Consider the following 24,948-nt stretch of genomic DNA (forward strand, 5'->3'; position numbering starts at 1 on the left):
CATGAAGATCGCTTTCGTTGGAAAGGGCGGCAGCGGCAAGACCACGCTGTCCTCCCTGTTCATCCGCCACCTCGCGGACATCCGTGTGCCCGTCGTCGCCGTCGACGCGGACATCAACCAGCACCTCGGCCCGGCCCTCGGCCTGGACGAGGAGGAGGCCGCCGCGTTCCCCGCGATGGGCGCCCACCTGCCGGAGATCAAGGAGTATCTGCGGGGCGCCAACCCGCGGATCACCTCGGTCGAGACCATGATCAAGACAACTCCGCCGGGCAGCGGCTCACGGCTGCTTCGGATCGTGGAGGAGAACCCGGTCTACGCCGCGTGCGCGCGCACCGTCCCGCTGGACGACGGCGCGCAGGTGCGGTTGATGGCGACCGGCCCGTTCAGCGAGTCCGACCTCGGGGTCGCCTGCTACCACTCCAAGGTCGGGGCGGTGGAACTGTGCCTGAACCACCTGACCGACGGCCGTGACGAGTACGTCGTCGTGGACATGACGGCGGGCAGCGACTCGTTCGCCTCGGGGATGTTCACCCGGTTCGACATGACGTTCCTGGTCGCCGAGCCGACCCGCAAGGGCGTCGCCGTCTACCGCCAGTACAAGGAGTACGCCCGCGACTTCGGCGTCGCGCTGCGCGTCATCGGCAACAAGGTGCAGGGCGCCGACGACCTGGCGTTCCTGCGCGACGAGACCGGGGACGACCTGCTGGCCACCGTCGGGCACTCCGACTGGGTGCGCGCGATGGAGAAGGGCCGTCCGCCGAGCTTCGCGCTGCTGGAGGAGGCCAACCGTCACGCGCTGCGGACCATGCACGAGACCGCAGACGCCTCGTACGAAGCCCGCGACTGGGACCGCTACACCCGCCAGATGGTGCACTTCCATCTGAAGAACGCGGAGAGCTGGGGCAACGCGAAGACGGGTGCCGACCTGGCGGCGCAGGTCGACCCCGTCTTCGTGCTCGGCGAGGCCGGGTCGATGACCGCGGCCGGCGCGCTCTCGACTACCTGACGTTCGACCCGGGCCCGGCCGCGGCAGGTGCCGACCCGCGCCCGGGCCCAGCGGCTCCGGAGGCGGGTGCCGCGAGGAAGGCCGCCCAGCCTTCCTTCGGCGCCTGCCCGACGTCCAGCTTGCGCAGCTTCGCGAGCACCGCAGGATCCTGCGCGTCCATCCAGTCCGCCATCTGCTTGAACGACACGCACCGCACGCCGTCCTTGAGGCACACCGACTTGATGGTGGACTCGACGGCCTTCATGTAGACGCCGCCGTTCCAGGACTCGAAGTGGTTGCCGACGAACATCGGCGCCCGGTTGCCCGAGTAGGCGCGGTCGAAGGCGGCGGCCAGGCCGCTCTCCATCTGGTGGCCCCAGTATTCGTGCTTCGACGGGTCGCCCTTGGTGGTGCCGGACTGGTTGGCCAGGAAGTTGTAGTCCATGGACAGCGTCTCGAAGGCGCGGCCGGGGACCGGTACTTCCTGGAGCGGGAAGTCCCAGACGCCGTCGATCTGCGACGGCCAGACCTGGCGTCCGCCCACCGAGCTGGCGTCGTAGCGGAAACCCATCTCCTTGGCGGCCGGGATCAGGTTCCGCTGACCCTCCAGACAGGGGGCACGGCCGCCGACCAGCTCCTTGCTGTAGTCGAACGGCAGCGGGGCCAGCTGGGTGAGGCCACTGTTCGTCCGCCAGTTCTTGACGAAACCCTCGGCCTGTTCGATCTCGCTCTTCCACTCCGCGGACGACCAGGTGCCGACCCCGCCGTTCGACCCGCAGAAGTGGCCGTTGAAGTGGGTGCCGATCTCGCTGCCGTCCTGCCAGGCCAGCCGGAGCTGCTCCAGCGTCGCGGTCATCTCCTGGCGGTCGGTGAAGCCGATGTCGGAGGCGCCGCGCGGGTGCCGCGGCGGGTCGTAGACCTGCTTGTGGTCACCTGGCAGGAGGTAGACGCCGCTGAGGAAGTACGTCATGGACGCCTTGTTCGCCCTGCCGACCTCGCGGAAGTGCGAGAACAGCTTCTGGCTGTCCTCCCCCGCTCCGTCCCAGGAGAAGACGACGAACTGCGGAGGCTTCTCGCCCGGCGCGAGCCGCCGGAACCTCGGCTGGTTGGGCTGTGCCCCGGTCTCGGCGGTGGAGCCGTCGCCGATCAGTTTCATCACCCGCGCCGGCGGCTTCTGTACGGCGGCGGCGGGGCCGTCATGCTGTCGGCTGCTCTGCCCCGTTCCTTCCGAACCGCCGCCGCAGCCCACCACGCCGAATGCCAACGCAGTCAGGGCAGCCAGGGCCCCGGTCTTCCGCAGGGAATGCATACGAACCTCGATCCAAAGGGCGAGCAGGGATTCGATAGCAAAATCTGACATATGACTGCGCCTTGGCGGATACGACCGGCCAATCCGCTCCGCGATTCACTCGATAGGAGCAATTCTCCGTCCGAGTGGATCTACGGACTTCATCGAACCGTATATCCGCATTACTCTCCTTTTACCGACCCTTGAGAGTAGCCATACAGTTACACAGGGCTACCACGTCCCGCCGCCCTGAAGGAGACGGGAACCATGCAGACGCCTCACAGGTCCGATCTGTCCGCCTCGATCACTGTCTTTCTGATCGCCGTGCCGCTGTCGCTCGGTATCGCCCTGGCCACCGGCGCGCCCCTCCAGTCCGGCCTGGTCGCCGCAGCCGTCGGCGGTATCGTCGCCGGGCTGCTCGGCGGGGCCCCATTGCAGGTCAGCGGGGCTGCCACCAGCCTCGTGGTCGTCATCGCCGAACTCGTACAACGCTACGGATGGCGCACCACCTGCGCCATCACCGTGCTCGCCGGCCTCGCCCAGGTCGCCCTCGGCTCCCTGCGGGTGGCACGGGCGGCGCTCGTGGTGAGCCCCGCCATCGTGCACGGCATGCTCGCCGGGATCGGCGTGTCCATCGCCGTCGGGCAACTGCACGTCATCCTCGGCGGCACCGCCCAGGGATCCGCCCTGGCCAACCTCGGTGCGCTGCCACGTCAGTTGGCGGCCACCAGCCCGGCCACGCTGGGGATCGGCGCACTCACCGCCGTCGTCCTCGTCGGCTGGCCCCGACTGCCCGGCAGGAAGACCAGGAACAGAGCCGTGCGCGCGCTGCGGGCGGTTCCGGCGGCGCTGGCGGCGGTCGCCGCCGCCACGGCCGCGGGTCTGGCGCTGACCGTGCCGCGCGTCGATCTGCCGTCCTGGACCTCACCGGGGCTGCCCCGGCTGCCGGAGGGCCCGTGGCTCGGCCTGCTCGCCGCGGTCGTCACCGTCACCCTCGTCGCGAGCATGGAATCGCTGCTGTCCGCGGTCGCCCTCGACAAGATGCAGTCCGAGTACCCGGACCGACGGGCCAGACCCGCGCGGCTCGACCGCGAACTGCTCGGCCAGGGCGCGTCGAACGTGGTCTCCGGGCTGCTCGGCGGCCTGCCGGTGGCCGGCGGTGCGATGCGCAGCTCGGCGAACGTCCGGGCCGGGGCCGTGACGCGCTGGTCCACCGTGATGCACGGCGTGTGGGTGGTGCTGTGCGCGAGCCTGCTGGCCAGTGTGCTGGACCTGATTCCGCTCGCCGCCCTCGCCGTCCTGGTGCTGCTCGTCGGCGTGAAGATGGTGAGCTTCGCGCACATCAAACACATCCGACGACACCGGGAGTTCCCGGTGTACGCGGCCACCATCGGCGGGGTCGTGCTCCTCGGCGTGCTGGAGGGCGTGGTGGCCGGGATCGCGGTCGCGGCCTTCACCTCGCTGCGGCGCCTCACTCGCACACGTATCACTGTTTCGGAGGAGGCGGGCGGCTACCGGGTACGCGCGCAAGGGCAGTTGACGTTCCTCGCGGTGCCCCGGCTCACCCGGGCCTTCGCCCAGGTGCCGGACGGGGCGAACACCGTCGTCGAACTGGACGGCTCGTTCATGGACCACGCGGCGTACGAGGCACTGCAGTCGTGGTGCGCCCGGCACCGCGCCCGCGGTGGCTGCGCCACTCTCAGCGACCGCACCGGACGGACGGTCAGCGAACCGGGGAGCGCGCACGCCTGCCGGCCCTGGACGCCGTGGCGCAACCATCACTGCACCCGGCCGAGCGCCGCCACCGTCACCACCCCGGCGGGCAACCAGCTGATCGGGGGCGTCAGCAACTTCCAGCGCCACACCGCGCCCCTGGTGCGCGACGAGCTGGCGCGGCTGGCGAGAGAGGGCCAGCGGCCCACTCAGCTCTTCCTGACCTGCGCCGATTCCCGACTGGTAACCAGCATGATCACCTCCAGTGGGCCCGGTGACCTCTTCACTGTCCGCAACATCGGGAACCTGATGCCGCCGCCCGGAACGGACGGCTCCTGCGACTCGGTGGCCGCGGCCGTCGAGTACGCGGTGGACGTGCTGAAGGTCGGCAGCATCACGGTCTGCGGGCACTCCGGCTGCGGCGCCATGCAGGCGCTGCTCGGCAGCGACCACCCGCCCGGCGCCCAGACCCCGCTGGCCCGCTGGCTGCGGCACGGGCGGCCGAGCCTGGAGCGGCTGGCGCGCGGCGGCCCCGGGCTGACGGATCGGGCGCCGGCCGACGACCTGGAGCGGCTGAGCCTGGCCAACGTGGTGCAGCAACTGGAGCACCTGCTGGACCATCCGTGTGTGGCCCGCCGCTACGCGGAGGGAAAGCTGCAGCTCCAGGGCATGTACTTCCATGTCGCCGAGGCTCAGGCGTACGTCCTGGACCACGCCACGGGGGCGTTCTCGGCGGTGCACCCGGAGGTGCTGGACGCGGTCTGACGCGGCCTGACGCGGACCGGTACCGTGCGGCGTGGCGGCGTGAGAACGCCGCGCCGCACGGCCTCCGGAACGGCCGTTCACGCTACAGGTCTAAACCAATTATCCTGCGACTCTTGTCATCGCGCCCGCGGCCTGATGAGCTATGGCCGGGACATCTGGGACAGTCTGACAAGGAGTTGGCGTGAGCAGCAACGAGAGCCTGGCCAATCTGTTGAAGGAGGAGCGGCGTTTCGCTCCGCCGGCCGAGCTGGCCGCATCCGCCAACGTCACCGCGGACGCGTACGCACAGGCCGAGTCCGACCGCCCGGCCTTCTGGGCCGAGCAGGCGCGCCGCCTGAGCTGGGATGTCGAGCCCACCCAGACGCTGGACTGGTCGAACCCGCCGTTCGCGAAGTGGTTCGCCGACGGCAAACTCAACGTGGCCTACAACTGCGTCGACCGCCACGTCGAAGCCGGCAACGGCGACCGTGTCGCGATCCACTTCGAGGGCGAGCCCGGCGACAGCCGCACCCTCACCTACGCCGAGCTCAAGGACGAGGTCAGCCGCGCCGCGAACGCCCTGACCGAACTGGGCGTAGCGGCCGGCGACCGCGTCGCGGTCTACCTGCCCATGATCCCCGAAGCCGTGGTCGCGATGCTGGCCTGCGCCCGGATCGGCGCGGCGCACTCGGTGGTCTTCGGCGGGTTCTCCGCCGACGCGGTCGCCTCGCGGATCCAGGACGCCGACGCCAAGCTCGTCATCACCTCCGACGGCGGCTACCGGCGCGGCAAGCCCTCCGCGCTCAAGCCCGCCATCGACGAGGCCGTCGCCAAGTGCCCGACCGTCGAGCACGTCCTGGTGGTGCGCCGCACCGGCCAGGAGACCGCGTTCAGCGCGGGCCGTGACGTGTGGTGGCACGACATCGTCACCCGCCAGTCCGCCGAGCACACCCCGCAGGCCTTCGACGCTGAACACCCGCTGTTCATCCTCTACACCAGCGGCACCACGGGAAAGCCCAAGGGCATCCTGCACACCTCGGGCGGCTACCTCACCCAGACCGCCTACACCCACCACGCGGTCTTCGACCTCAAGCCCGAAACCGACGTCTACTGGTGCACCGCCGACATCGGGTGGGTCACCGGACACTCCTACATCGTCTACGGGCCGCTCGCCAACGGCGCCACCCAGGTCATCTACGAAGGCACCCCCGACACCCCCCACCAGGGCCGCTTCTGGGAAATCATCCAGAAATACGGGGTGAGCATCCTCTACACCGCCCCCACCGCGATCCGCACGTTCATGAAGTGGGGCGACGACATCCCCGCGAAGTTCGACCTGTCCTCCCTGCGCGTGCTCGGCAGCGTGGGCGAGCCGATCAACCCCGAAGCGTGGATGTGGTACCGCGAACACATCGGCCACGACCGCTGCCCGATCGTGGACACCTGGTGGCAGACCGAGACCGGCGCCATGATGATCAGCCCCCTGCCCGGAGCGACCACCACCAAGCCCGGCTCCGCCCAGCGCGCCCTGCCCGGCATCGCCGCCACCGTCGTCGACGACGAAGCGAACGAAGTCCCCGACGGCTCCGGCGGCTACCTCGTCCTGACCGAGCCGTGGCCCTCGATGCTGCGCACCATCTGGGGCGACGACCAGCGCTACATCGACACCTACTGGTCCCGCTTCCCGGGCCGGTACTTCGCCGGTGACGGCGCCAAGAAGGACGACGACGGCGACATCTGGCTCCTGGGCCGGGTCGACGACGTCATGCTCGTCTCCGGCCACAACATCTCCACCACCGAAGTCGAATCCGCGCTCGTCTCGCACCCCAAGGTCGCCGAGTCCGCCGTCGTCGGTGCCGCCGACGAGACCACCGGCCAGGCCATCGTCGCGTTCGTCATCCTGCGCGGCACCGCCAGCGACTCCGACACCCTCGTCGCCGAACTACGCGACCACGTCGGCAAGACCCTCGGCCCCATCGCCAAACCCAAGCGCATCCTCATCGTCGGCGAACTCCCCAAAACCCGCTCCGGCAAAATCATGCGCCGGCTCCTCCGCGACGTCGCGGAGAACCGCGAGCTCGGTGACGTCACCACGCTCACGGACTCGTCGGTGATGGATCTGATCCAGACCAACCTGCCGGGCGCGAGCAGCGAGGACTGACGGGCGAGGGCTTCCGACGACTCGGCGAGGGGCTTCCGGCATCACGCCGGGAGCCCCTTTTGCCCGTAATGTGAGGATCGCCGGACGGCACAGCGCGTGAGCCGATAGGCTGGTCCCCGCGTCAGGAACGCGTCAGTACACAGGGTGCGCCGGGAAGTCTGGTCGGCAACGGAGTCAGCCACGTCCAGTGGACGACCAACCGACCGGAGGCCTGGAACCCGTGACCGAGCGACCCGCGACCGACCGACCCGCGAACGGCCGATCCTTCCTCGGACGGCTCTCCCTCCCCGAGCGGACCTACGTCGCCGACGCGCTGCGCGCCGAGACCGTGGGCGGCGTCCTGCTGCTCATCGCCGCCGTCGCCGCGCTGATCTGGGCCAACTCCCCGGCGCAGCAGACCTACGAGACGGTCAGGGAGTTCCACTTCGGCCCGTCCTCCCTCGGGCTGGACCTGTCGGTCCAGCACTGGGCGGCCGACGGCCTGCTCGCCGTCTTCTTCTTCGTCGCCGGTATCGAGCTCAAGCGCGAGCTGGTCGCCGGCGAGCTGCGGACGCCGTCCGCGGCGGCGCTCCCCGTCATCGCCGCCCTGTGCGGCATGGCCGTACCCGCCCTCGTCTACGTGGTGGTCAACACCGTCGGCGGCGGCGCGCTGGACGGCTGGGCGGTCCCGACCGCCACCGACATCGCGTTCGCGCTGGCCGTCCTCGCGGTCATCGGCACGTCGCTGCCGTCCGCGCTGCGCGCCTTCCTGCTGACGCTCGCCGTCGTCGACGACCTCTTCGCGATCCTGATCATCGCGGTCTTCTTCACCTCGTCGATCAACTTCGTGGCCCTCGGCTGCGCCGCGCTGGGACTGCTGCTGTTCTGGCTGCTGCTCCGCAGGGAGGTGCGCGGCTGGTACGTCTACGTACCGCTCGCGCTGGTCATCTGGGGACTGATGTACAACAGCGGCGTGCACGCCACGATCGCGGGCGTCGCCATGGGGCTGATGCTGCGGTGCTCGCGCCGGGACGGCGAGGAGCACTCCCCCGGCGAACACGTCGAGCACCTGGTCCGACCCGTCTCCGCCGGCCTGGCGGTGCCGCTGTTCGCGCTGTTCTCGGCGGGTGTCGTCGTCTCCGGCAGCGCGCTCACCGATGTCTTCTCGCAGCCCGAGACGCTCGGCGTGGTCCTCGGCCTGGTGGCCGGCAAGACCATCGGGGTGTTCGGCGGCACGTGGCTCGCGGCCCGGTTCACCCGGGCGGAGCTCAACCCGGACCTCGAATGGCCGGACGTGCTCGCCGTCGCCTCGCTGGCCGGGATCGGCTTCACCGTGTCGCTGCTGATCGGCGAACTCGCCTTCGCCGAGGAGCCCGTGCTGGCCGACGAGGTCAAGGCGGCCGTCCTGATCGGCTCCCTGATCGCGGCCGTCATCGCGGGCATCCTGCTCAAGCTCCGCAACAACAAGTACCGGGCGATGTGCGACGAGGAGGAGCGCGACGAGGACGGGGACGGCATCCCGGACATCTACGAACAGGACAACCCGGATTACCACCTGCGGATGGCCGAGATCCTGGAGCGGAAGGCCGTCGAACACCGGAGGCTCGCCGAACTGGCCCGGGTCAGAGGCGCGGGTGACGGGGACTGAGGCATGATCTGTGGGTAACGGTCCCTACCACCTGGTAGCCGGGCATGACGGATACCGACGGAGGAAGCGATGAGCGCAGTGGAGCAGGCCGAGGGCGCGAGCCGCAGTCTCGGGCAGCTGTTCGCCTCCGCCACGGCGGAGATGTCCGCCCTGGTGCACGACGAGATCGCCCTCGCCAAGGCCGAGCTGCGGGAGGACGTCAAGAAGGTCGGCCTCGGAAGCGGCGCGATCGCGGGCGCGGCGGCACTGGCCTTCTTCGCCCTGCCGATGTTCAGCATGGCGGCGGCCTACGGCATCCACGCCCTCGGGCTGGGCCTGGCGTGGTCGTTCCTGATCGTCGGCGGCGCGTACGTGGTGATCGCCCTGATCCTCGCCGTGTTCGCGCGCGCGAAGTTCAAGAAGGTGAAGAAGCCGGAGCGCAGCATCGCCTCGGCCAAGCAGACGGCAGCCGTACTCCAGAGCGTCAAGCCGCATCCGCGCCCCCTGGAGTCCGGTAGCACGGAGGACCTCAAGGTGTGACACGCTCAGCTTCATGACGGTCGCTGCTCATTCTTCGGTTGCACGGCTCGACGGGCCCTGGACGCACCGGGATGTCGCCGCGAACGGCGCGCGATTCCACATCGCCGAGGCCGGCGACGGCCCGCTGGTGCTGCTGCTGCACGGCTTCCCGCAGTTCTGGTGGAGTTGGCGGCACCAGCTCACGGCGCTCGCCGACGCGGGGTTCCGCGCGGTCGCGATGGACCTGCGCGGGGTCGGCGGCAGCGACCGCACGCCCCGCGGCTACGACCCCGCGAACCTCGCGCTGGACGTGACCGGGGTGATCCGCTCGCTCGGTGAGCCGGACGCGGCGCTGGTCGGCCATGACATCGGCGGCTATCTGGCCTGGACCGCGGCGGTGATGCGGCCGAAGCTGGTGCGCCGGCTGGCGGTCTGCTCGATGCCGCACCCCCGGCGCTGGCGCACGGCGATGCTCACCGACATGAAGCAGAGCGCGGCCGGCTCCTACATCTGGGGCATCCAGCGGCCCTGGCTGCCGGAGCGGCAGCTGGTCGCGGACGACTCCGCGATGGTCGGGCGGCTGATCCGGGACTGGTCGGGGCCGCTGCTGCCGGACGAGGAGACGGTCGACGTCTACCGGCGGGCGATGCAGATCCCCTCCACGGCACACTGCGCGGTGGAGCCGTACCGCTGGATGGTCCGCTCCATGGCCCGTCCCGACGGCATCCAGTTCAACCGGCGCATGAAGCGTCCCGTGCGGGTCCCCACGCTGCATCTGCACGGCTCGCTGGACTCCGCGATGCGCACGCACAGCGCGGCGGGCAGCGGTGAGTACGTGGAGGCGCCGTACCGCTGGCGGCTCTTCGACGGGCTGGGGCACTTCCCGCACGAGGAGGACCCCCTCGCGTTCTCGACCGAGCTGATCAACTGGCTGAAGGATCCCGAGCCGGACCGGTAGTGACGGTGGGGACGGGAGTGCCGGACGGTGTGTCGCCACAGTGGACCGTCCAGTACTACTAACTGACGATCAGCCAAATGCCGGACGCATAGGCCAATTGGCCGAGCGCCACACGATTACCGACCTTGAGGCGCGGGCACTTAGCTCCGTATGGGTTGGACGCACGACTACCGTGATGTAGAACGCAACCGCCGCACTTTCGTCGCAGCTGTCAACCGCGCGACGCCTGCGGCCGTACTCCCCGAGGGGGAGCACCAGATCGGTATCCCACGCATTCTGCAGCGGCGCGCACGATGGGTGGGCGCGCGCCTGCGGCACCCCCGCAGCGACTGACCGGGCCGGCCCCCACCAGGGCCTTCCCCCACCCTTCCTAGAGCGCGCAGCCCTGGCTGTCGACCTGGCGGTTGGCCGTCCGGCCCGCGGTGATGTCGTCGCGGATCTCGTCGGCGGTCAGTGCGTAGCCGGTGTCCGCGTCGTCGAGGGACTTGGCGAAGATGACGCCTGCCACCCTGCCGTCCGGGGTGAGCAGCGGGCCTCCGGAGTTGCCCTGGCGCACCTTCGTGAACAGCGAGTAGACGTCGCGGTGCACGGTGCCCCGGTGGTAGATGTCCGGGCCGTTCGCCTGGATGCGTCCGCGCACCCGGGCCGCGCGGACGTCGAAGCCGCCGTTCTCCGGGAAGCCCGCCACGATCGCGTCGTCGCGGCTGTGCACGTCGGCCGACGTGAAGTTCAGCACGGGCGCGTTCAGCCCGGGCACCTGCAGGACGGCGATGTCGCGCTGCCAGTCGTACAGGACGACGCGCGCGTCGTAGAGCCGGCCCTCGCCGCCGATCTGCACGGTGGGCTCGCTGACCCCGCCGACGACGTGGGCGTTGGTCATCACCCGGTCCCTGGCGAAGACGAAGCCGGTGCCCTCCAGCACCTTGCCGCAGCTGGGCGCCGTCCCGACGACCTTCACGATGCTCCGGCGGGCCTGGTTGACGACCGCGCTGCTCGCCAGCCGGGGGTCGGGCTCGGGCACCGAGGTGATCGGTTCGTTGCCGAAGGGGCTGAAGACCTGCGGGAGGCCGTTCTGCGCGAGCGTGGAGCTGAAGTCGGTGAACCAGTTGTCCGCCTGCTGGGGAATGACCCGGGAGACGCCGAGCAGCACCTTCGAGGAGCGCACCTCGCGCCCTATCGTCGGCAGCGCCGTGGTGGCGAGCGCGGAGCCGATCAGCCAGGCGACGAGCAGCATCGCGGCGACGTTGACGAGCGCGCCGCCGCCCGCGTCCAGCGCGCGGGCCGGGGACCACGTGATGCGGGTGCGCAGCTTGTTGCCCAGATGGGTGGTGCAGGCCTGGCCGACCGAGGCGCAGACGATCACCACGACGACGGCGATCACCACCGCCACGGATCCGGGCGAGGAGTCGTCGGTGACCTTGTCCCAGATCATGGGCAGCACGTAGACGGCCGCCAGACCGCCGCCCAGGAAACCGATCACCGACATGACGCCGACGACGAATCCCTGGCGGTAGCCCACCACGGCGAACCACACGGCGGCGAGCAACAGCAACAAGTCCAGCACGTTCATCTAGGTTGACCTCGCGAGGACGGTCCAGCTCGACCGGGGCAACGGCCGGGGTTCCCGGGGCTGCCCCCCAGGAAGACACAGCACGAGCACACGGTCTCATGCCGTCCTATGCGAGCGGCACCGTCCTGCCCCGGTCCCAGGGCTGCTCCCAGCCCGCGAAGTGCAGAATCCTGTCGATCAAGCCGGCTGTGAAACCCCACACCACGGCGCCCTCGACGAGGAACGCCGGGCCGCGGAAGCCGCTGGGATGCGTCATCGTCGCCCGGTTGGCGGGGTCGGCGAGGTCCGCGACGGGGACCCGGAAGACCCGGGCCGTCTCGGCCTGGTCCACGGCGCCGACCGGGGTGGGTGTGCGCCACCAGCCGAGCACCGGCGTCACGACGAATTCACTGACCGGGATGTACAGCCGCGGCAGGACACCGAAGATCTGCACCCCCGACGGGTCGAGACCGGTCTCCTCCTCGGCCTCGCGCAGCGCCGCGCGCAGCGGGCCGTCGCCCTCGGGATCGCCGTCCTCGGGGTCGAGCGCGCCGCCGGGGAACGACGGCTGGCCGGCGTGCGACCGCAGCGAGGTCGCACGCTCCATCAGCAGCAGGTCGCGGCCGTGCTCGCCCTCGCCGAAGAGGATCAGCACGGCGGACTGCCGGCCCTGGCCGGACGAGGGCGGCAGGAACCGGCTGAGCTGCTCCGGGAGCACGTCCCCCGCGGCGCGGGCCACCGGCTGCAGCCACTGGGGCAGCCCCTGGATCGATACGGCCGCCTCGCCGCCGCGTGTGGTCGTCATTCGCTCCCCTGCGTCATGGCCGTGGTGGTCGCCGGGGCGCCCAGTGGCGGCGCCGGTTCACCCGGATAGTCGGACGGAGGGCGCAGACGCTGGCCGGGGGCCCCGCCCAGCTCGTACTTCAGCAGCTTCTTCGCCTTCTCCGGGTCGGTCTCGCCCTCGCCGTACGACGGGCAGAGCGGGGCGATCGGGCAGGCGCCGCAGGCGGGCTTGCGGGAGTGGCAGGTACGGCGGCCGTGGAAGACCACCCGGTGCGACAGCATCGTCCACTCGCTCTTCGGGAAGAGCTCGCCGACCTCCTGCTCGACCTTCTCCGGGTCCTCGGAGGTGGTCCAGCCGAAGCGGCGCGACAGCCGTCCGAAGTGGGTGTCGACCGTGATGCCGGGCACTCCGAACGCGTTCCCCAGGACGACGTTGGCCGTCTTGCGGCCCACCCCGGGCAGCGTGACCAGGTCCTTCAGCCGGCCGGGCACCTCGCCGTCGTACCGGTCGCGCAGCGCCGCCGACAGGCCGAGCAGCGACTTCGCCTTGGCGCGGAAGAAGCCGGTCGGGCGGATCAGCGCCTCCAGCCGCTCCGGCTCGGCCGCCGCCATGTCCTCCGGCGTCGGATAGGCGGCGAAGAGGGCGGGGGTCGTCTGGTTCACCCGCAGGTCGGTGGTCTGGGCGGACAGGACCGTGGCGACGAGGAGCTGGAAGGGGTTCTCGAAGTCGAGTTCCGGATGGGCGTAGGGGTAGAGCTCGGCGAGCTCGCGGTTGATCCGCCGCGCCCGGCGGACCAGCGCGATCCGTGATTCCGGTTTCTTGGCGGGCTTGAGCGAAGCTTGTTCGCTCACAGCGGAATCAGGGGTTCGGGTCACTCGCTTGGCCGTCACACCCTGCCGTTTATTCTGCGAACTCGGCGTATCAGACACCCGGCCAGCCTAAGCCTCGGCACCGACATCCGGCCGTGGCCACAAGGAACCGACCCCCAATCGGACCCCCGGGGCACGTGCTCGGCGATACATAAGACAGACTTGTGATTGATCGCACTGTTTTGCCAGCGGGCATCACGGGGATCATCCGGCGATGTCGACAAGGAGAGAGCTCGTGGACGACGTTCTGCGGCGCGCGGCGCTTTTTGCGGCGCTCGACGATGAGCAGGCCGCTGAACTGCGCGCCTCGATGACCGAGGTCACGCTCGCGCGTGGCGACGCGCTGTTCCACGAAGGGGACCCCGGGGACCGGCTCTATGTCGTCACCGAGGGCAAGGTGAAGCTGCACCGCACCTCCCCCGACGGCCGCGAGAACATGCTCGCCGTCATCGGCCCCGGCGAGCTGATCGGTGAGCTGTCGCTCTTCGACCCCGGCCCCCGGACCGCGACGGCCACGGCGCTGACGGAGCTCAAGCTCCTCGCCCTGGGCCACGGCGACCTGCAGCCCTGGCTGAACGCCCGGCCCGAGGTCGCGACCGCGCTGCTGCGCGCCGTCGCGCGACGGCTGCGGCGTACCAACGACGTCATGTCGGACCTGGTCTTCTCGGACGTGCCCGGCCGTGTCGCGAAGGCACTCCTCGACCTGTCGCGCCGTTTCGGTGTGCAGTCCGAGGAGGGCATCCACGTGGTGCACGACCTCACGCAGGAGGAGCTGGCCCAGCTCGTCGGCGCTTCCCGCGAGACCGTCAACAAGGCGCTCGCCGACTTCGCCGGCCGCGGCTGGCTCCGTCTGGAGGCTCGCGCGGTGATCCTGCTCGACGTGGAGCGGCTCGCCAAGCGCAGCCGCTGACGGCCCCGCCCCACCGCTTGCTGAAGGCCCCGCCCCACATCGGGCGGGGCCTTCAGCGTGTCCGGAGGCCGCCTGGAGCGCCGCCTGCGGGCCTGCCACCCCCGGAGGCACCCGTTCCGCCCCGTCAGCCTCCCGGGGTCACCAGACGGGCCTCGTAGGCGAAGACGGCCGCCTGGGTGCGGTCCCGGAGGCCGAGCTTCACCAGGACCCGGCTGACGTGGGTCTTGACGGTGGACTCGGCGACGACGAGGTGCGAGGCGATCTCGGCGTTCGACCGGCCCTGGGCGACCAGGACGAGCACCTCCGTCTCGCGGTCGGTCAGGTCGCCGACGCGGTCCTGGGCCGGGGGGCGGGGCGTACCGAGCCGGGAGAACTCGGCGATCAGCCGCTTGGTGACCGCCGGTGCGAGCAGCGCCTCGCCGGCCGCCACGATCCGTACGGCGTCGCCCAGCTGCCGCGCCGAGGCGTCCTTGAGCAGGAAGCCGCTGGCTCCGGCGCGGAGCGCCTGGTAAACGTACTCGTCCAGATCGAAGGTGGTCAGGACCAGGACCTTGGCGTCGGCGTCGGCCGCGACGATCTCGCGGGTCGCCTCCAGGCCGTTCACCTCGGGCATCCGGATGTCCATGAGGACGACGTCGGGGCGGAGCGCGGCCACCTGGGCGATGGCCTCCCGGCCGTCCACGGCCTCCCCCACGACCTCGATGTCGGGCTGCGCGTTGAGCAGGACCGAGAAGCCCTCCCGGACCATCATCTGGTCGTCGGCGATCAGCACCCGGATCGTCATACGGGTTCCCCGGTGGACTTCACCAGAGGCCATGGTTTCCGCTGCGGATCCGGTCCCGGCCCGTGCCGCGGCTCGGGCGTCGGCCCGGCCCCGGTTTCCGGCGGTTCCGGTTTCGGTTCCGCGGCCACCGGGATGAAGGCCGTCACCTCGTACCCGCCTTCGGCGGTGGGTTCGGCCGTCATCTCGCCACCCAGCATCGACACCCGTTCCCGCATGCCCAGCACCCCGTGGCCGGCGCCGTGGGACGGCCGGACCTCCTCAGTGGCCGGGCCGTTGACCACGCGCAGGCCGAGGCCGCCGAGGACGTACCCGATCTCGACGCGGGTGGCGGCGCCCGGAGCGTGGCGCAGCGCGTTGCTGAGCCCCTCCTGGACGATCCGGTACGCGGAGAGCTCCACGCCCTGCGGCAGCGTCCGGACGGCGCCCGTCACCACCTTGTCGACGTCCGCGCCGGTGTCCCTGACGTTGGCCAGGAGCGAGTCGAGGTTGGCGAGGGTGGGCTGCGGGGCCTCGGGGGCGCTGTCCGCGAACGCCGCATCGCGACCGGGCTCGTCGGCCCGAACGACACCCAGGACGCGGCGCAGCTCAGTGAGCGCGGCCACCGCGTTCTCCCGGATGATCGCGAAACTGCGGGTCAGCTCGTCCGGCGGGTTCTCGACGCGGTAGGGCGCGGCCTCGGCCTGGATCGCGATGACGGACATGTGGTGCGCGACGACATCGTGCAGTTCGCGGGCGATCGTCGTGCGCTCCTCCAGGACGGTCCGGCGCGAGCGCTCGACCTCGGTGACCGCGACCTGCTCGACGACCTTCGCCTGCGTCTCGCGCCAGCCCTTGACCAGCACCACGATGAGCAGCAGGAAGAACGACAGGAGCCCCATGGCGAAGGAGTCCGACGCCCGGCTCGGCATCGTGAACGCGAACACGGCGCCCAGGGCCACCGTCAGCAGCCACATCTCCGCCGCCACCCGCGGCCGGGTGCGCTTCGCGACGACGGCCATCACCACCAGGTGGGAGATGAATCCGGTGACCGACCACGGCCACTGCGAGAACTCGCCGGCCGCCGCGCCGCTGAGGAAGGCGGCGCCGAACGACAGCCACCAGCCGCCGATCGGGCGGAAGAGCACGGTCACGAGCGGGATGCCGGTGAGGAGCGCGGCGGCGAATGCCGCTCCGCCGGACTCGAACTCGAAGGCCACCAGCATGAGGAAGCAGGCGAGGGCCGCCAGCCGGGCGTGCGGCAGCCAGCGCGCGGATTCGCGGATCCGCTCGGGGAGCCGGCGCACGACCGGGCCGTCGATGGAGCGGGGCGGCAGCGGGCGGAAGGCGAAGGCATCGGTGACCAGGTCGTCACGCAGCCCCTTCAGCGCGCTCCGGGCTATACGGAGCTCGGTCCGCAGAGTGGTCTGGTCGGTGTCGGTCACGCTCACACACTAGGCAGCCGCCGCGGCCGCGTCGTCCACACCGCAGCCGATCTCCGGGCATCCGTCTCAAGGACTACACGGGTCCGCCGGAGGGCCGCAGGAGCGGCCCCGCACCGCCGGCTACCAGGCGAGTTGCGCGATCTCCTCGGCCACGACGGCACACGCGGCGGCGGCCGGATCGATCAGCGGGAAGTGCCCGATGCCGTCGAGAACGGCCTCGACGACCTCTTCGCCCGCCAGTGCCGCGGCCCCGGCAAAAGCCCTCGCGACCTGCGGCGGAACCACATTGTCAGTGGTGCCCTGCACGATGGTTGTGGCGATACCGGTGGGCAGCAGCGCGGCGGGATCGGCGTGGGGCAGCCGCGCCGTGACGTGCTCGGGTCCGCCGAGGAACTGCACGACGGCGTCGGAGCAGACCCGCAGCCGGATCGCGGACGCGAAGTCCGCGACCGGTGCGAGGGCGACGACTCCGCGCAACGGGGGAGGCGAGGGGCGATGCCAGGGGGAATCGGGCGGAAGGACGTTGCGGGCGGCGGCCCACAGCGCCAGGTGGCCGCCCGCGCTGTGCCCGGTGAGGACGACCCGCCGGGGGTCCACGGTGTCCGCGCCCAGCGTCCGCACCGCGAGCGCTGGCAGGGCGTCGACCACGGCGGCGATGTCGTCGAGCGTGTCCGGCCAGCGGCCGGCCGGCGGGATCTGCTCGCGCGGGTACGCGCTGCCGTCGCCGCCGGCCGACGGCTCCTCGCCGCCGCGGCGGTACTCCACCGACGCTACGGCGAAGCCGCGGCTGGCGAGGTGGGCGGCGAACGGCGAGATGTGCCGGCGGTCGAAGCGGGCGCGCCAGGCGCCGCCGTGCAGCACGACGACGAGCGGCGCGGGAAGCTCGGCGACACCGGCGCCGGGACGCGGCCGGTAGAAGTCGACGACCTGGTCGGGGTGTCCGCCGTAGGCCGCGGTCGCGTCCGGGGTGACGGCCGGGTGGGCGAAGGCCGACGCCTCCTCCGCCTCCGCACGCTGCGCGGCGGCCTCCGCCCGGCGGAGGCCGGCCGGGGGCGGCGCGCGGTGGGCGGCGTGCTCGGGCGTGGAGGCGGGCATCGGTTATCGGTTCCCTTCACCGGTGTCGTGGCCGGACGGTGCGCCCGCTTCGCCGCCTGGCTCCGCGGACGCTGTGCCGGGCTCCGTCCCGGCCTCCTCGTCGACCTCGCGGAGCACGTCGGCGAGGACCCGCGCGGCGAGTTCCGCGTCGGCGAACCGCGTGTAGAGCGGGGTGAAACCGAAGCGCAGGACGTCCGGGCGCCGGTAGTCGCCCACGACACCGCGCGCCGTCAGCCGGCGCATGACCTCTCCCGCGTCGTCGCAGCGCAGCGCGACCTGGCTGCCGCGCTGTCCGTGCGCGGCGGGCGTGATCGACGAGACCCGGCCGGACGGCACGTACCGCTCGACGCATTCGAGGAAGAAGTCCGTCAGGGCCAGGCTCTTGGCCCGCACGTCCGCGATGGCGACGCCGTCCCAGACGTCGAGCGCGGCGTCGAGGGCGAGCAGCGACAGGATGTCGGGGGTGCCGACGCGGCCGCGGGCGGAGCCGTCCGCGGGGCTGTAGTCGGGGCTCATGCCGAAGGGGTCGGCGTGCGAGTTCCACCCCGGCAGCGGCGAGTCGAAGCGGGGCTGCAGATCGCGCCGGACGTACAGGTACGCGGGCGCGCCGGGGCCGCCGTTCAGGTACTTGTACGAGCAGCCGACGGCGAGGTCCACCCCGTGCGCGTCGAGGTCGACCGGCAGCGCGCCCGCACTGTGGCACAGGTCCCAGACGACCAGAGCGCCCGCCGCGTGGGCGGCGGCCGTCGTGGCGGCCAGGTCGTGCAGCCGCCCGGTGCGGTAGTCGACGTGGTTGACGAGCACCACGGCGGTGCGCTCGCCGATGGCGTCCGCCATGTCCCCGGCCCCGACGGGCCGGACGGTGCGGCCGGTCATCCGGGCCGCGGACTCGGCGAGGTAGCCGTCGGTCGGGAAGGTCGCGGCGTCCACGAGGATCTCGGTGCGCTCCTCCCCCGCCATCCGGACGGCGGCCACGACCGCTTTGAAGACGTTGACGCTGGTGGAGTCGCCGGCCACGACCTGGCCGGTGGCCGCGCCTATCAGCGCGCCGATGCGGTCCCCGATCCGCTCGGGTGCGGTCCACCAACCGCTCTCGTCCCACGAGCGGATGCGCAGACTGCCCCATTCGCGCTCGATCACGTCGCGCAGCCGCGGCGCGACCGTGGCGGGGAGGGCGCCCAGGGAGTTGCCGTCCAGGTAGACGGTCTCGTCGAGGGTGAACCGGTCCCGGATCTTCGCGAGCCCGTCGGCCGCGTCGAGTCGCCCGGCCCGCTCCCGCAGCAGGTCGTCAGACATGGCTGCGCGCCGTCCACAGCTCGGGGAAGACGTTCTTGGTGGCACGTTTCTCCAACCACGCGACACCGGCGGAGCCGCCCGTGCCCGTCTTGGAGCCCATCGCGCGGCGGGTCGCCACCAGATGGTCGTTGCGCCAGCGCCAGACCAGCTCGGCGACCTCGGTCAGCGCCTCGCCCAGCCGCAGCAGGTCGGCGTCCGCGGCGGGAGCCTCCGCGGTGGCCTCGGAGGCGGAGTAGATCCGCTGCCAGGCCCGCTCGACGGCCGGGTCGGGCTCGTAGCGCAGCGAGAGATCGCGTTCGAGGAGTTCGGCGGGGATGTCGTGGCCGCGCCGCTGCAGCAGGCCGAGCACCTCGTCGTACAGGCTCGGCTCGTGCAGGGCCTTCTCCAGCTCGGCGTGCACCCGGGGGGAGCCGCGGTGCGGGACGAGCATGGACGCCGACTTGTCGCCGAGCAGGAACTCCATCCGCCGGTACATCGCGGACTGGAATCCGGAGCCCTCGCCCAGAGCGCTGCGGTAGGAGTTGAACTGGCCCGGGGTGAGGTGCGCGAGCGGCTTCCAGGAGGCGTTGAGCGATTCGAGTTCGTAGGTGCTGCGCTTGAGCGCCGCCATGGCCGTCGGGATGTCGTCCTCGCGCAGCGCCTGCCCCGCGGTGTGCCATTCGTGGACCAGGACGGTGAACCACAGCTCCATGACCTGGGTGGTGACCAGGAAGACCATCTCGCCGGGATCGTCGGAGAGGGTGTGCTGGAGATGGGTGAGGACATCCGCCTGGACGTAGTCCTCGTACGGGGTGGTGCCCTGGAAGTCGAGGTTCGGGGTCTCCGGACCCTCGGCCGGTGTTTCGGACATTTCCGTTCCCTTCAGGATCTCGGCCCGGGGGCGCCGGGCCACGCCGAGATCATCTGTCGAGGGCGGTGATTCGGCAAGGCCTCAGGTGACGGACGGGCCGCTGATGTAGCGCCCCTGGCGGTCGTAGGGCCAGGCATTCGGCTTGCAGCCGTTGAGGCCCTTGATCTGCTGCATCATCGCCGGTGCGAGCTTGCCGGGGCCGGGGCAGCCCTCGTGGCCGTGGCCGAGGCTGTGCCCGACCTCATGGTTGATGATCAGGGCGCGGTAGTCGGAGATGGGTCCGGTGAACGTGGGCGAGCCCAGGATCCACCGTCGCAGATTCACCACCACCCCGCCGGGGACCTCGCAGTTCAGCTCGTTCCCGGTGTCCAGGTGGATGGCCGCCAGGCAGAGCGAGTCGGCGGTGTCGGGCGTGGCTATCCGGATGACGAGGTCCGCGGCGCCGGACGACACCTGGCGGAAGCCGTGCTTGCCGTCCCGGGTCCAGCTGCGGGAGTCGGCGAGGATCGCCGCCACCTCGTCCACCGCCTGGTCGGCGGAGACCTGGATGCCGTCCTCCACCTGGACCCGGTACGTGAGGATGACGCCCTTGCCGACCGTGGAGCCGCTGCCCTTGCCCTTGCCCGCCTTGAAGGTGCCGGGCCCCGACTTCGGCACGTCGGCCGGCTTGTCGCTCTTCTTCGTCGTGGGCGACGCGGGTGTCGTGGGGGCCTTGGAGGCCGTGCTCGGGGGGACGTCCTTCGTCACGGCGGGTGCCGGGGAGGATGCGGCGGGCGGCGACGAGGAGGCGGACACGTCCGCGACGTCGTCGGAACCGCCGCTCCACCACGCGGCGGCACCGCCGACCAGCAAGGCCAGCACGGTGACGGTCAGCAGCAGCCGCACGCGGCGCTGGGCACGTCGACGCCGGCGCGCGGCCTGGCTCCGACTTCCCCGCCGGCTGGGACCTCGCTGTCGGTCGCCGCCGGCCACCGGTGCGTGATGGGTCAAAGCTCCCCCTGAAGGCGCCACCGGAGTGGCGGCCTCCCCGGCCGCCGACTGCTCCCACGGTGCTCACAGACAATGACGCTCACAATCACACATGGGTTCGGTCCTACGCCAAACCGCGTGAATTTTTGTCTGTTTCTGCGTTACTTCGGGAGCAATCGGCGGTCGCCGGGAAGAGGGCGGGATCAGCCCAATACGTCGCTGCCGCAGGCGAGTTCCGTCAACTCAGCGCGCCCGTCGAGCATGTCGGCCGAACGCGTCAGGTGAGCGTGTCGGCCGCGGTCGGCGAGCTGTCGCGGAGGAAGGACGAGCAGCGCTCGTACTCCTCCTGCTCACCGATCGCCTGGGCGGCGCGGGCGAGGGCGTGCAGCGCGCGCAGGAAGCCGCGGTTCGGCTCGTGCTCGAACGGGACCGGGCCGTGGCCCTTCCAGCCGGCACGGCGCAGCGCGTCCAGGCCGCGGTGGTAGCCGGTGCGGGCGTAGGCGTACGACTCGACGACCCGGCCTCCTTCGAAGGCATCGTCGGCGAGCTGGGCCCAGACCAGGGAGGAGGAGGGGTACTTCGCGGCCACCTCTGAGGGGGCTGTGCCGGAGGCGAGCAGTTCGCGCGGCTCCGGGTCGTCGGGCAGATGGGTCGGGGGCGGACCCCCGAGGAGGTCTTTGTGAATGGCCATGGTTTCCAGTCTGCCCTGTCCCGGACGCCAAGCGGCCCCCCGGGCCGGAACGGCGGGCCCGGGGGGCCGATGAGGAGCGGTGCTGCGACCTACCGTGAGTTACTTGATCTTGTTGCCCGCGGACCGCAGGTTCTCGGCGGCGACGACGACGCGCGCGGCCATGCCGGCCTCGGCGGACTTGCCCCAGACGCGGGGGTCGTAGACCTTCTTGTTGCCGACCTCGCCGTCGACCTTCAGGACGCCGTCGTAGTTGCGGAACATGTGGTCGGCGACCGGGCGGGTGAAGGCGTACTGCAGGTCGGTGTCGATGTTCATCTTGACGACGCCGTTCTCCAGGGCCTCGTTGATCTCCTCGATCGTCGAGCCGGAACCGCCGTGGAAGACGAAGTCGAAGGCGTTGGCCTTGCCGTGCTTCTCGGCGACCGCGACCTGGAGCTCCTTGAGGATCTCCGGACGCAGGACGACGTTGCCCGGCTTGTAGACGCCGTGCACGTTGCCGAAGGAAGCGGCCAGCAGGTAGCGGCCCTTCTCGCCCAGGCCGAGGGCCTCGACGGTACGGAACGCGTCGTCCGGGGTGGTGTAGAGGGAGTCGTTGATCTCGTGCGAGACACCGTCCTCCTCGCCACCGGTCGGGGTGATCTCCACCTCGAGGATGATGTTGGCCTTGACGGCCTGTGCGAGCAGCTCCTGCGCGATGGCGAGGTTGTCGTTCAGGTTCTCCGCCGAACCGTCCCACATGTGGGACTGGAAGAGCGGCAGGCGGCCCGCGGCGACGCGGTCCTGCGAGATCTTCAGCAGCGGGCGGACGTACGCGTCCAGCTTGTCCTTGGGGCAGTGGTCGGTGTGCAGCGCGACCGTGACCGGGTACTTCTCGGCGACGATGTGCGCGAACTCCGCCAGCGCGACCGCGCCGGTGACCATGTCCTTGCTGTACTGGCCGCCCAGGAACTCCGCGCCACCGGTGGAGATCTGGATGATGCCGTCGCTCTCCGCCTCGGCCAGGCCGCGCAGCGCGGCGTGCAGCGTCTGCGACGAGGTCACGTTGATGGCCGGGTAGGCGAACTTGCCTGCCTTCGCCCGGTCGAGCATCTCGTTGTAGACCTCGGGGGTTGCGATGGGCATTTGTCCGCTCCTCGTGATGTGCGGGTCCTGATACTGCGGTACGACGTCGTTGTCGGCACCATCCTCCCAGAGACCCGCTCGAACACCACCTCGGTGCGCGCCTCGCATGCGAAGACCCCCTGGAGGTTCCACGTGGAACCTCCAGGGGGTCGGCAAAACCGCAGGTCAAGCCGTTCCGTACGAGTGCGGCTCAGCTCTCAGCCGAGGTCGAGATCGGCCAGCGAGTAGGCAGCGAGGTACGGCAGCCCGGCCGCCTCGATCGCCGGGGCGGCGCCGCGCTCCACGATGACGGCGACGGCCACGACCTCGCCGCCGGCCTCGCGGACCGCTTCGACGGCGGTCAGCGGGGACCCGCCGGTGGTCGAGGTGTCCTCGACGACGAGGACACGGCGGCCCTTGACCTCGGTGCCCTCGATGCGGCGCTGCATGCCGTGCGCCTTGGTCGCCTTGCGGACGACGAAGGCGTCGAGCCGGCGCCCGCGGGCGGCCGCCGCGTGCAGCATCGAGCCCGCCACCGGGTCGGCGCCGAGCGTCAGCCCGCCGACGGCGTCGAAGTCGAGGTCCTTGGTCAGGTCGAGCATCACCTGGCCGGTCAGCGGTGCCGCCTCGCCGTCCAGGGTGATCCGGCGGAGGTCGACGTAGAAGTCGGCCTCCAGCCCGGAGGAGAGGGTCACCTTGCCGTGGACCACGGCCTTGTCCTTGATCTGCTGCAGCAGGGCTTCACGCACGTCACTCATGGCGTCGAGATTAGCCGCCGCGATCGGCCCGGGCAGAATCCGAGCCAGGGGGCCGGCCCCGGGGCGGGCCCGGGGTCAGCCCAGCCGCTCCCACGACCAGACCGTCGTGATCTCCAGCGGATCGATCGGGGTGACGAGGCGCGGCAGCGTGTTGAGGCCGTTCGGCGGCCCGGACTGCGGCTCGACACACACGGCCTCGGGCTGCTCGTCGTAGACCACGACCCATTCGGACGGGCTGGTCACCCGCACCCGCACCTCCTCCGGCCAGGTCAGCGAAACATCCACGCCGTCCGGCATGCCGAAGCAGTCGTCCCACGGTCCGGGCTTCGGCTCGGTCCGCTTGCCCGTCGGCAGGTGGTCGTCGCCGCGCTCCTCCTGCCACGCCGGGCTGAACTCCACCTCGACGTCGCGGCCGCCCCGCCCGAGGTTGCGCAGGAACCAGGGGTGCCAGCCGGCCTGGGCCGGGAAGGAGTCGTCGGTCGCCTCCACCGACAGGGTCATCCGCAGCTCGTTCTCGCCCAGTTCGAGCGTGTGCGTGACGCGCCCGCGGTACGGCCACGGGTCGGCCAGGTCGAAGTAGTAGGACGCCGACGCATCCGTACCGCCGCGCCCCTCGCGCCACGCGGTGTGGCGGCCGGTGCCGTGGATCGCGTGCGGAGCGGCGTCCACGGGCAGTTGGTGGACGACCCCGCCGTTGCGGAACCGGCCGTTCTCGGTCCTGCCGCACCACGGCACCATGAGGAACGCGCCGTACCGGTCGCCCTGGCGCAGCAGTTCGGTCCCTCCGACCGTCAGCGAGGCGATCCGGCAGCCGTCCTGCGGCACCACGGTCAGTTCGGCGTCGCCCGCCGTCAGTTTCTTCCCAGTCGTCACCCTGAGAGCGTAGGGCCTGCCCCTCGCTCACGGGTGGCCCGGCCGACCGGGCGGTGCTACCTGCGGCGTCGCAGCACCCGGCCGACGACGACTGCCGAGGCCACCAGAACCGCGGCGGCCGGCGCCGCCCAGCGCAGGGTCGCGGTGGTGGAGGTGGTCGCCGCGGAGGGTGCGGGGGCGTAACGGCCGCGGGGCGGGGCGTGGTCGACCTCCTCGGCGCTGCGGCCGATCATGGTGCGGCGGGCGTGGGCCGCCTCGGCCGGGGGTTCGAGGTCGTCGAGTTCCGCGGCGGTCTCCGGGACCTCCACGCCGACCTCCACGTCGTCGTCGGTCAGCTCCACCTCGACCAGTGCGATCTCCTCGGCCGCGTCCGCGTCCCCGCCCTCGTCGGCGCCGTCGAGGCCGTCGACGACATCGGGTTCCTCGGGCAGTGCGGGGAGCCCGGCCGTCAGTTCCGCGATGAAGCGGTCCAGGAGCCGGCGGGCCGCGGCCTCGCGGGCGCCGTCGTCGAACGTGGCGAGCCGGCCCTCGGCCGTCGCGCTGCCGTTGAAGGAGAACATCGTGCCGGGAACGGCCTGGTCGGCCTCCTCGACGAGCACTGCGAGGGTGAACTTCACGGTGCCGGTACCGCGGGCCTCCGTGCCGTCGCCCTCGACGGAGAACCCGCCCTCGCGCTCGGTGACGCGGAGCGAGCCGCGGTAGGTGATCGTCGAACCGCCGACGCGCACCCGCAGCCGGCCGGTGAGAACGTCGCCGTCGGGGTCGGGCTGCCAGCCGGGCAGGCTCGCCGCGATGCGGGCCGGATCGGCGAGTGCCTGCCGAATGGTTTCCGCCAGGACCGGAACGAACACCTCATGCTCCATGCGGGGAGCCTACCGACCCTCGGCGGCCCAGGTCACCGGGTCGCACCTCCCGACATGGACAGCGCCCGGAACCGCGGCCCGGAACCGTGGCGCGCTACGGAACGCGAAGCGGAACCCTCCGCGCCGCGGGCCAGGGGCTCGCACGGCGGCGCCGCTCGGCC

The 24,948-nt window shown here is 71.3% G+C and carries 22 protein-coding genes; 7 read left to right on the top strand and 15 right to left on the bottom strand.

Features of this window, described 5'->3' with window-relative positions; genetic code table 11:
• The first annotated feature begins 1 nt into the window (after position 1).
• A complete protein-coding gene (locus tag O3X23_RS00275; protein ID WP_269268925.1) occupies positions 2-1,006 on the top strand; it encodes an ATP-binding protein in 1,005 nt (334 codons plus the stop codon).
• On the opposite strand, the gene O3X23_RS00280 is transcribed toward O3X23_RS00275, so the two are convergent.
• Entirely contained in the window at positions 999-2,294 is a 1,296-nt protein-coding gene (locus O3X23_RS00280; RefSeq protein ID WP_269269206.1) for a hypothetical protein, read from the bottom strand. The genes O3X23_RS00275 and O3X23_RS00280 overlap by 8 nt on opposite strands.
• Positions 2,295-2,540: 246 nt before the next feature.
• Between O3X23_RS00280 and O3X23_RS00285 the strand changes: the two genes are divergently transcribed.
• The 5 genes from O3X23_RS00285 (at position 2,541) to O3X23_RS00305 (ending at position 9,974) form a co-directional block, all read left to right on the top strand.
• Positions 2,541-4,751, top strand: a complete 2,211-nt coding sequence (locus O3X23_RS00285) for a bifunctional SulP family inorganic anion transporter/carbonic anhydrase (protein ID WP_269268926.1) — start codon at positions 2,541-2,543, stop codon at positions 4,749-4,751.
• Between the two features lie 181 nt (positions 4,752-4,932).
• The gene (gene acs, locus O3X23_RS00290) at positions 4,933-6,891 is read left to right on the top strand and encodes an acetate--CoA ligase (protein ID WP_269268927.1); all 1,959 of its coding nucleotides are present in this window, start codon (positions 4,933-4,935) and stop codon (positions 6,889-6,891) included.
• A gap of 220 nt (positions 6,892-7,111) precedes the next feature.
• Positions 7,112-8,518, top strand: a complete 1,407-nt coding sequence (gene nhaA / locus O3X23_RS00295; protein WP_269268928.1) for a Na+/H+ antiporter NhaA — start codon at positions 7,112-7,114, stop codon at positions 8,516-8,518.
• Between the two features lie 69 nt (positions 8,519-8,587).
• Positions 8,588-9,037: a phage holin family protein gene (locus tag O3X23_RS00300; protein ID WP_269268929.1), complete on the top strand. Its 450-nt coding sequence runs from the start codon at positions 8,588-8,590 to the stop codon at positions 9,035-9,037.
• Between the two features lie 13 nt (positions 9,038-9,050).
• The gene (locus O3X23_RS00305) at positions 9,051-9,974 is read left to right on the top strand and encodes an alpha/beta fold hydrolase (protein ID WP_269268930.1); all 924 of its coding nucleotides are present in this window, start codon (positions 9,051-9,053) and stop codon (positions 9,972-9,974) included.
• Between the two features lie 370 nt (positions 9,975-10,344).
• Here the strand turns inward: O3X23_RS00305 and O3X23_RS00315 are convergent, their stop codons facing one another.
• From O3X23_RS00315 to nth, 3 genes are all read right to left on the bottom strand, one after another.
• Positions 10,345-11,544, bottom strand: coding sequence for a MarP family serine protease (locus O3X23_RS00315; protein WP_269268932.1), 1,200 nt, complete (start codon positions 11,542-11,544; stop codon positions 10,345-10,347).
• A 106-nt stretch (positions 11,545-11,650) separates the two neighbouring features.
• Positions 11,651-12,328 carry an NUDIX hydrolase gene (locus O3X23_RS00320; protein ID WP_269268933.1) on the bottom strand — a complete coding sequence of 226 codons (678 nt, stop codon included), beginning with the start codon at positions 12,326-12,328 and terminating at the stop codon, positions 11,651-11,653.
• Positions 12,325-13,158, bottom strand: coding sequence for an endonuclease III (gene nth, locus O3X23_RS00325; RefSeq protein WP_331283866.1), 834 nt, complete (start codon positions 13,156-13,158; stop codon positions 12,325-12,327). The genes O3X23_RS00320 and nth overlap by 4 nt, the downstream gene beginning before the upstream one ends.
• Before the next feature lie 253 nt (positions 13,159-13,411).
• On the opposite strand from nth, the gene O3X23_RS00330 reads away from it, so the two are divergent.
• The gene (locus tag O3X23_RS00330) at positions 13,412-14,086 is read left to right on the top strand and encodes a Crp/Fnr family transcriptional regulator (RefSeq protein ID WP_138357072.1); all 675 of its coding nucleotides are present in this window, start codon (positions 13,412-13,414) and stop codon (positions 14,084-14,086) included.
• Between the two features lie 124 nt (positions 14,087-14,210).
• On the opposite strand, the gene O3X23_RS00335 is transcribed toward O3X23_RS00330, so the two are convergent.
• The 11 genes from O3X23_RS00335 to O3X23_RS00385 all read right to left on the bottom strand — a co-directional run bounded on the left by O3X23_RS00335 (position 14,211) and on the right by O3X23_RS00385 (position 24,787).
• Positions 14,211-14,870, bottom strand: a complete 660-nt coding sequence (locus O3X23_RS00335; RefSeq protein WP_269268935.1) for a response regulator — start codon at positions 14,868-14,870, stop codon at positions 14,211-14,213.
• Positions 14,867-16,291: a sensor histidine kinase gene (locus O3X23_RS00340; RefSeq protein ID WP_269268937.1), complete on the bottom strand. Its 1,425-nt coding sequence runs from the start codon at positions 16,289-16,291 to the stop codon at positions 14,867-14,869. Before O3X23_RS00340 ends, O3X23_RS00335 begins: the two co-directional genes overlap by 4 nt.
• 120 nt (positions 16,292-16,411) lie before the next feature.
• Positions 16,412-17,386: an alpha/beta hydrolase gene (locus O3X23_RS00345; protein ID WP_269268938.1), complete on the bottom strand. Its 975-nt coding sequence runs from the start codon at positions 17,384-17,386 to the stop codon at positions 16,412-16,414.
• A 3-nt stretch (positions 17,387-17,389) separates the two neighbouring features.
• On the bottom strand, positions 17,390-18,682 hold the full coding sequence (gene kynU / locus O3X23_RS00350) for a kynureninase (protein WP_269268939.1): 1,293 nt from the start codon (positions 18,680-18,682) through the stop codon (positions 17,390-17,392).
• Entirely contained in the window at positions 18,675-19,532 is an 858-nt protein-coding gene (locus O3X23_RS00355) for a tryptophan 2,3-dioxygenase family protein (RefSeq protein ID WP_269268940.1), read from the bottom strand. Before O3X23_RS00355 ends, kynU begins: the two co-directional genes overlap by 8 nt.
• Positions 19,533-19,613: 81 nt before the next feature.
• Entirely contained in the window at positions 19,614-20,417 is an 804-nt protein-coding gene (locus tag O3X23_RS00360; protein WP_331283867.1) for a DUF3152 domain-containing protein, read from the bottom strand.
• Between the two features lie 361 nt (positions 20,418-20,778).
• Complete coding sequence (locus O3X23_RS00365) at positions 20,779-21,192, bottom strand: DUF3151 domain-containing protein (RefSeq protein ID WP_269268941.1); 414 nt, start codon at positions 21,190-21,192, stop codon at positions 20,779-20,781.
• A gap of 99 nt (positions 21,193-21,291) precedes the next feature.
• Positions 21,292-22,314: a class II fructose-bisphosphate aldolase gene (fbaA, locus tag O3X23_RS00370; RefSeq protein WP_164294589.1), complete on the bottom strand. Its 1,023-nt coding sequence runs from the start codon at positions 22,312-22,314 to the stop codon at positions 21,292-21,294.
• A 197-nt stretch (positions 22,315-22,511) separates the two neighbouring features.
• Positions 22,512-23,051, bottom strand: coding sequence for an orotate phosphoribosyltransferase (gene pyrE / locus O3X23_RS00375; protein WP_138357064.1), 540 nt, complete (start codon positions 23,049-23,051; stop codon positions 22,512-22,514).
• A gap of 75 nt (positions 23,052-23,126) precedes the next feature.
• Positions 23,127-23,924 carry an aldose epimerase family protein gene (locus O3X23_RS00380; RefSeq protein ID WP_269268942.1) on the bottom strand — a complete coding sequence of 266 codons (798 nt, stop codon included), beginning with the start codon at positions 23,922-23,924 and terminating at the stop codon, positions 23,127-23,129.
• Positions 23,925-23,980: 56 nt separating this feature from the next.
• Positions 23,981-24,787 carry an SRPBCC domain-containing protein gene (locus O3X23_RS00385; protein ID WP_269268943.1) on the bottom strand — a complete coding sequence of 269 codons (807 nt, stop codon included), beginning with the start codon at positions 24,785-24,787 and terminating at the stop codon, positions 23,981-23,983.
• Positions 24,788-24,948: the final 161 nt, after the last annotated feature.

Source organism: Streptomyces sp. H39-S7, assembly GCF_027158205.1.
Lineage (GTDB): Bacteria > Actinomycetota > Actinomycetes > Streptomycetales > Streptomycetaceae > Actinacidiphila.

Bases quoted from the DNA above. Each gene is read 5' to 3' on its own strand.
- O3X23_RS00275 (WP_269268925.1), top strand. From the start codon at position 2: ATGAAGATCGCTTTCGTTGGAAAGGGCGGCAGCGGCAAGACCACGCTG.
- O3X23_RS00280 (WP_269269206.1), bottom strand. From the start codon at position 2,294: ATGCATTCCCTGCGGAAGACCGGGGCCCTGGCTGCCCTGACTGCGTTG.
- O3X23_RS00285 (WP_269268926.1), top strand. From the start codon at position 2,541: ATGCAGACGCCTCACAGGTCCGATCTGTCCGCCTCGATCACTGTCTTT.
- O3X23_RS00300 (WP_269268929.1), top strand. From the start codon at position 8,588: ATGAGCGCAGTGGAGCAGGCCGAGGGCGCGAGCCGCAGTCTCGGGCAG.
- O3X23_RS00305 (WP_269268930.1), top strand. From the start codon at position 9,051: ATGACGGTCGCTGCTCATTCTTCGGTTGCACGGCTCGACGGGCCCTGG.
- O3X23_RS00315 (WP_269268932.1), bottom strand. From the start codon at position 11,544: ATGAACGTGCTGGACTTGTTGCTGTTGCTCGCCGCCGTGTGGTTCGCC.
- O3X23_RS00320 (WP_269268933.1), bottom strand. From the start codon at position 12,328: ATGACGACCACACGCGGCGGCGAGGCGGCCGTATCGATCCAGGGGCTG.
- O3X23_RS00335 (WP_269268935.1), bottom strand. From the start codon at position 14,870: ATGACGATCCGGGTGCTGATCGCCGACGACCAGATGATGGTCCGGGAG.
- O3X23_RS00345 (WP_269268938.1), bottom strand. From the start codon at position 17,386: ATGCCCGCCTCCACGCCCGAGCACGCCGCCCACCGCGCGCCGCCCCCG.
- kynU (WP_269268939.1), bottom strand. From the start codon at position 18,682: ATGTCTGACGACCTGCTGCGGGAGCGGGCCGGGCGACTCGACGCGGCC.
- O3X23_RS00355 (WP_269268940.1), bottom strand. From the start codon at position 19,532: ATGTCCGAAACACCGGCCGAGGGTCCGGAGACCCCGAACCTCGACTTC.
- O3X23_RS00365 (WP_269268941.1), bottom strand. From the start codon at position 21,192: ATGGCCATTCACAAAGACCTCCTCGGGGGTCCGCCCCCGACCCATCTG.
- fbaA (WP_164294589.1), bottom strand. From the start codon at position 22,314: ATGCCCATCGCAACCCCCGAGGTCTACAACGAGATGCTCGACCGGGCG.
- pyrE (WP_138357064.1), bottom strand. From the start codon at position 23,051: ATGAGTGACGTGCGTGAAGCCCTGCTGCAGCAGATCAAGGACAAGGCC.
- O3X23_RS00385 (WP_269268943.1), bottom strand. From the start codon at position 24,787: ATGGAGCATGAGGTGTTCGTTCCGGTCCTGGCGGAAACCATTCGGCAG.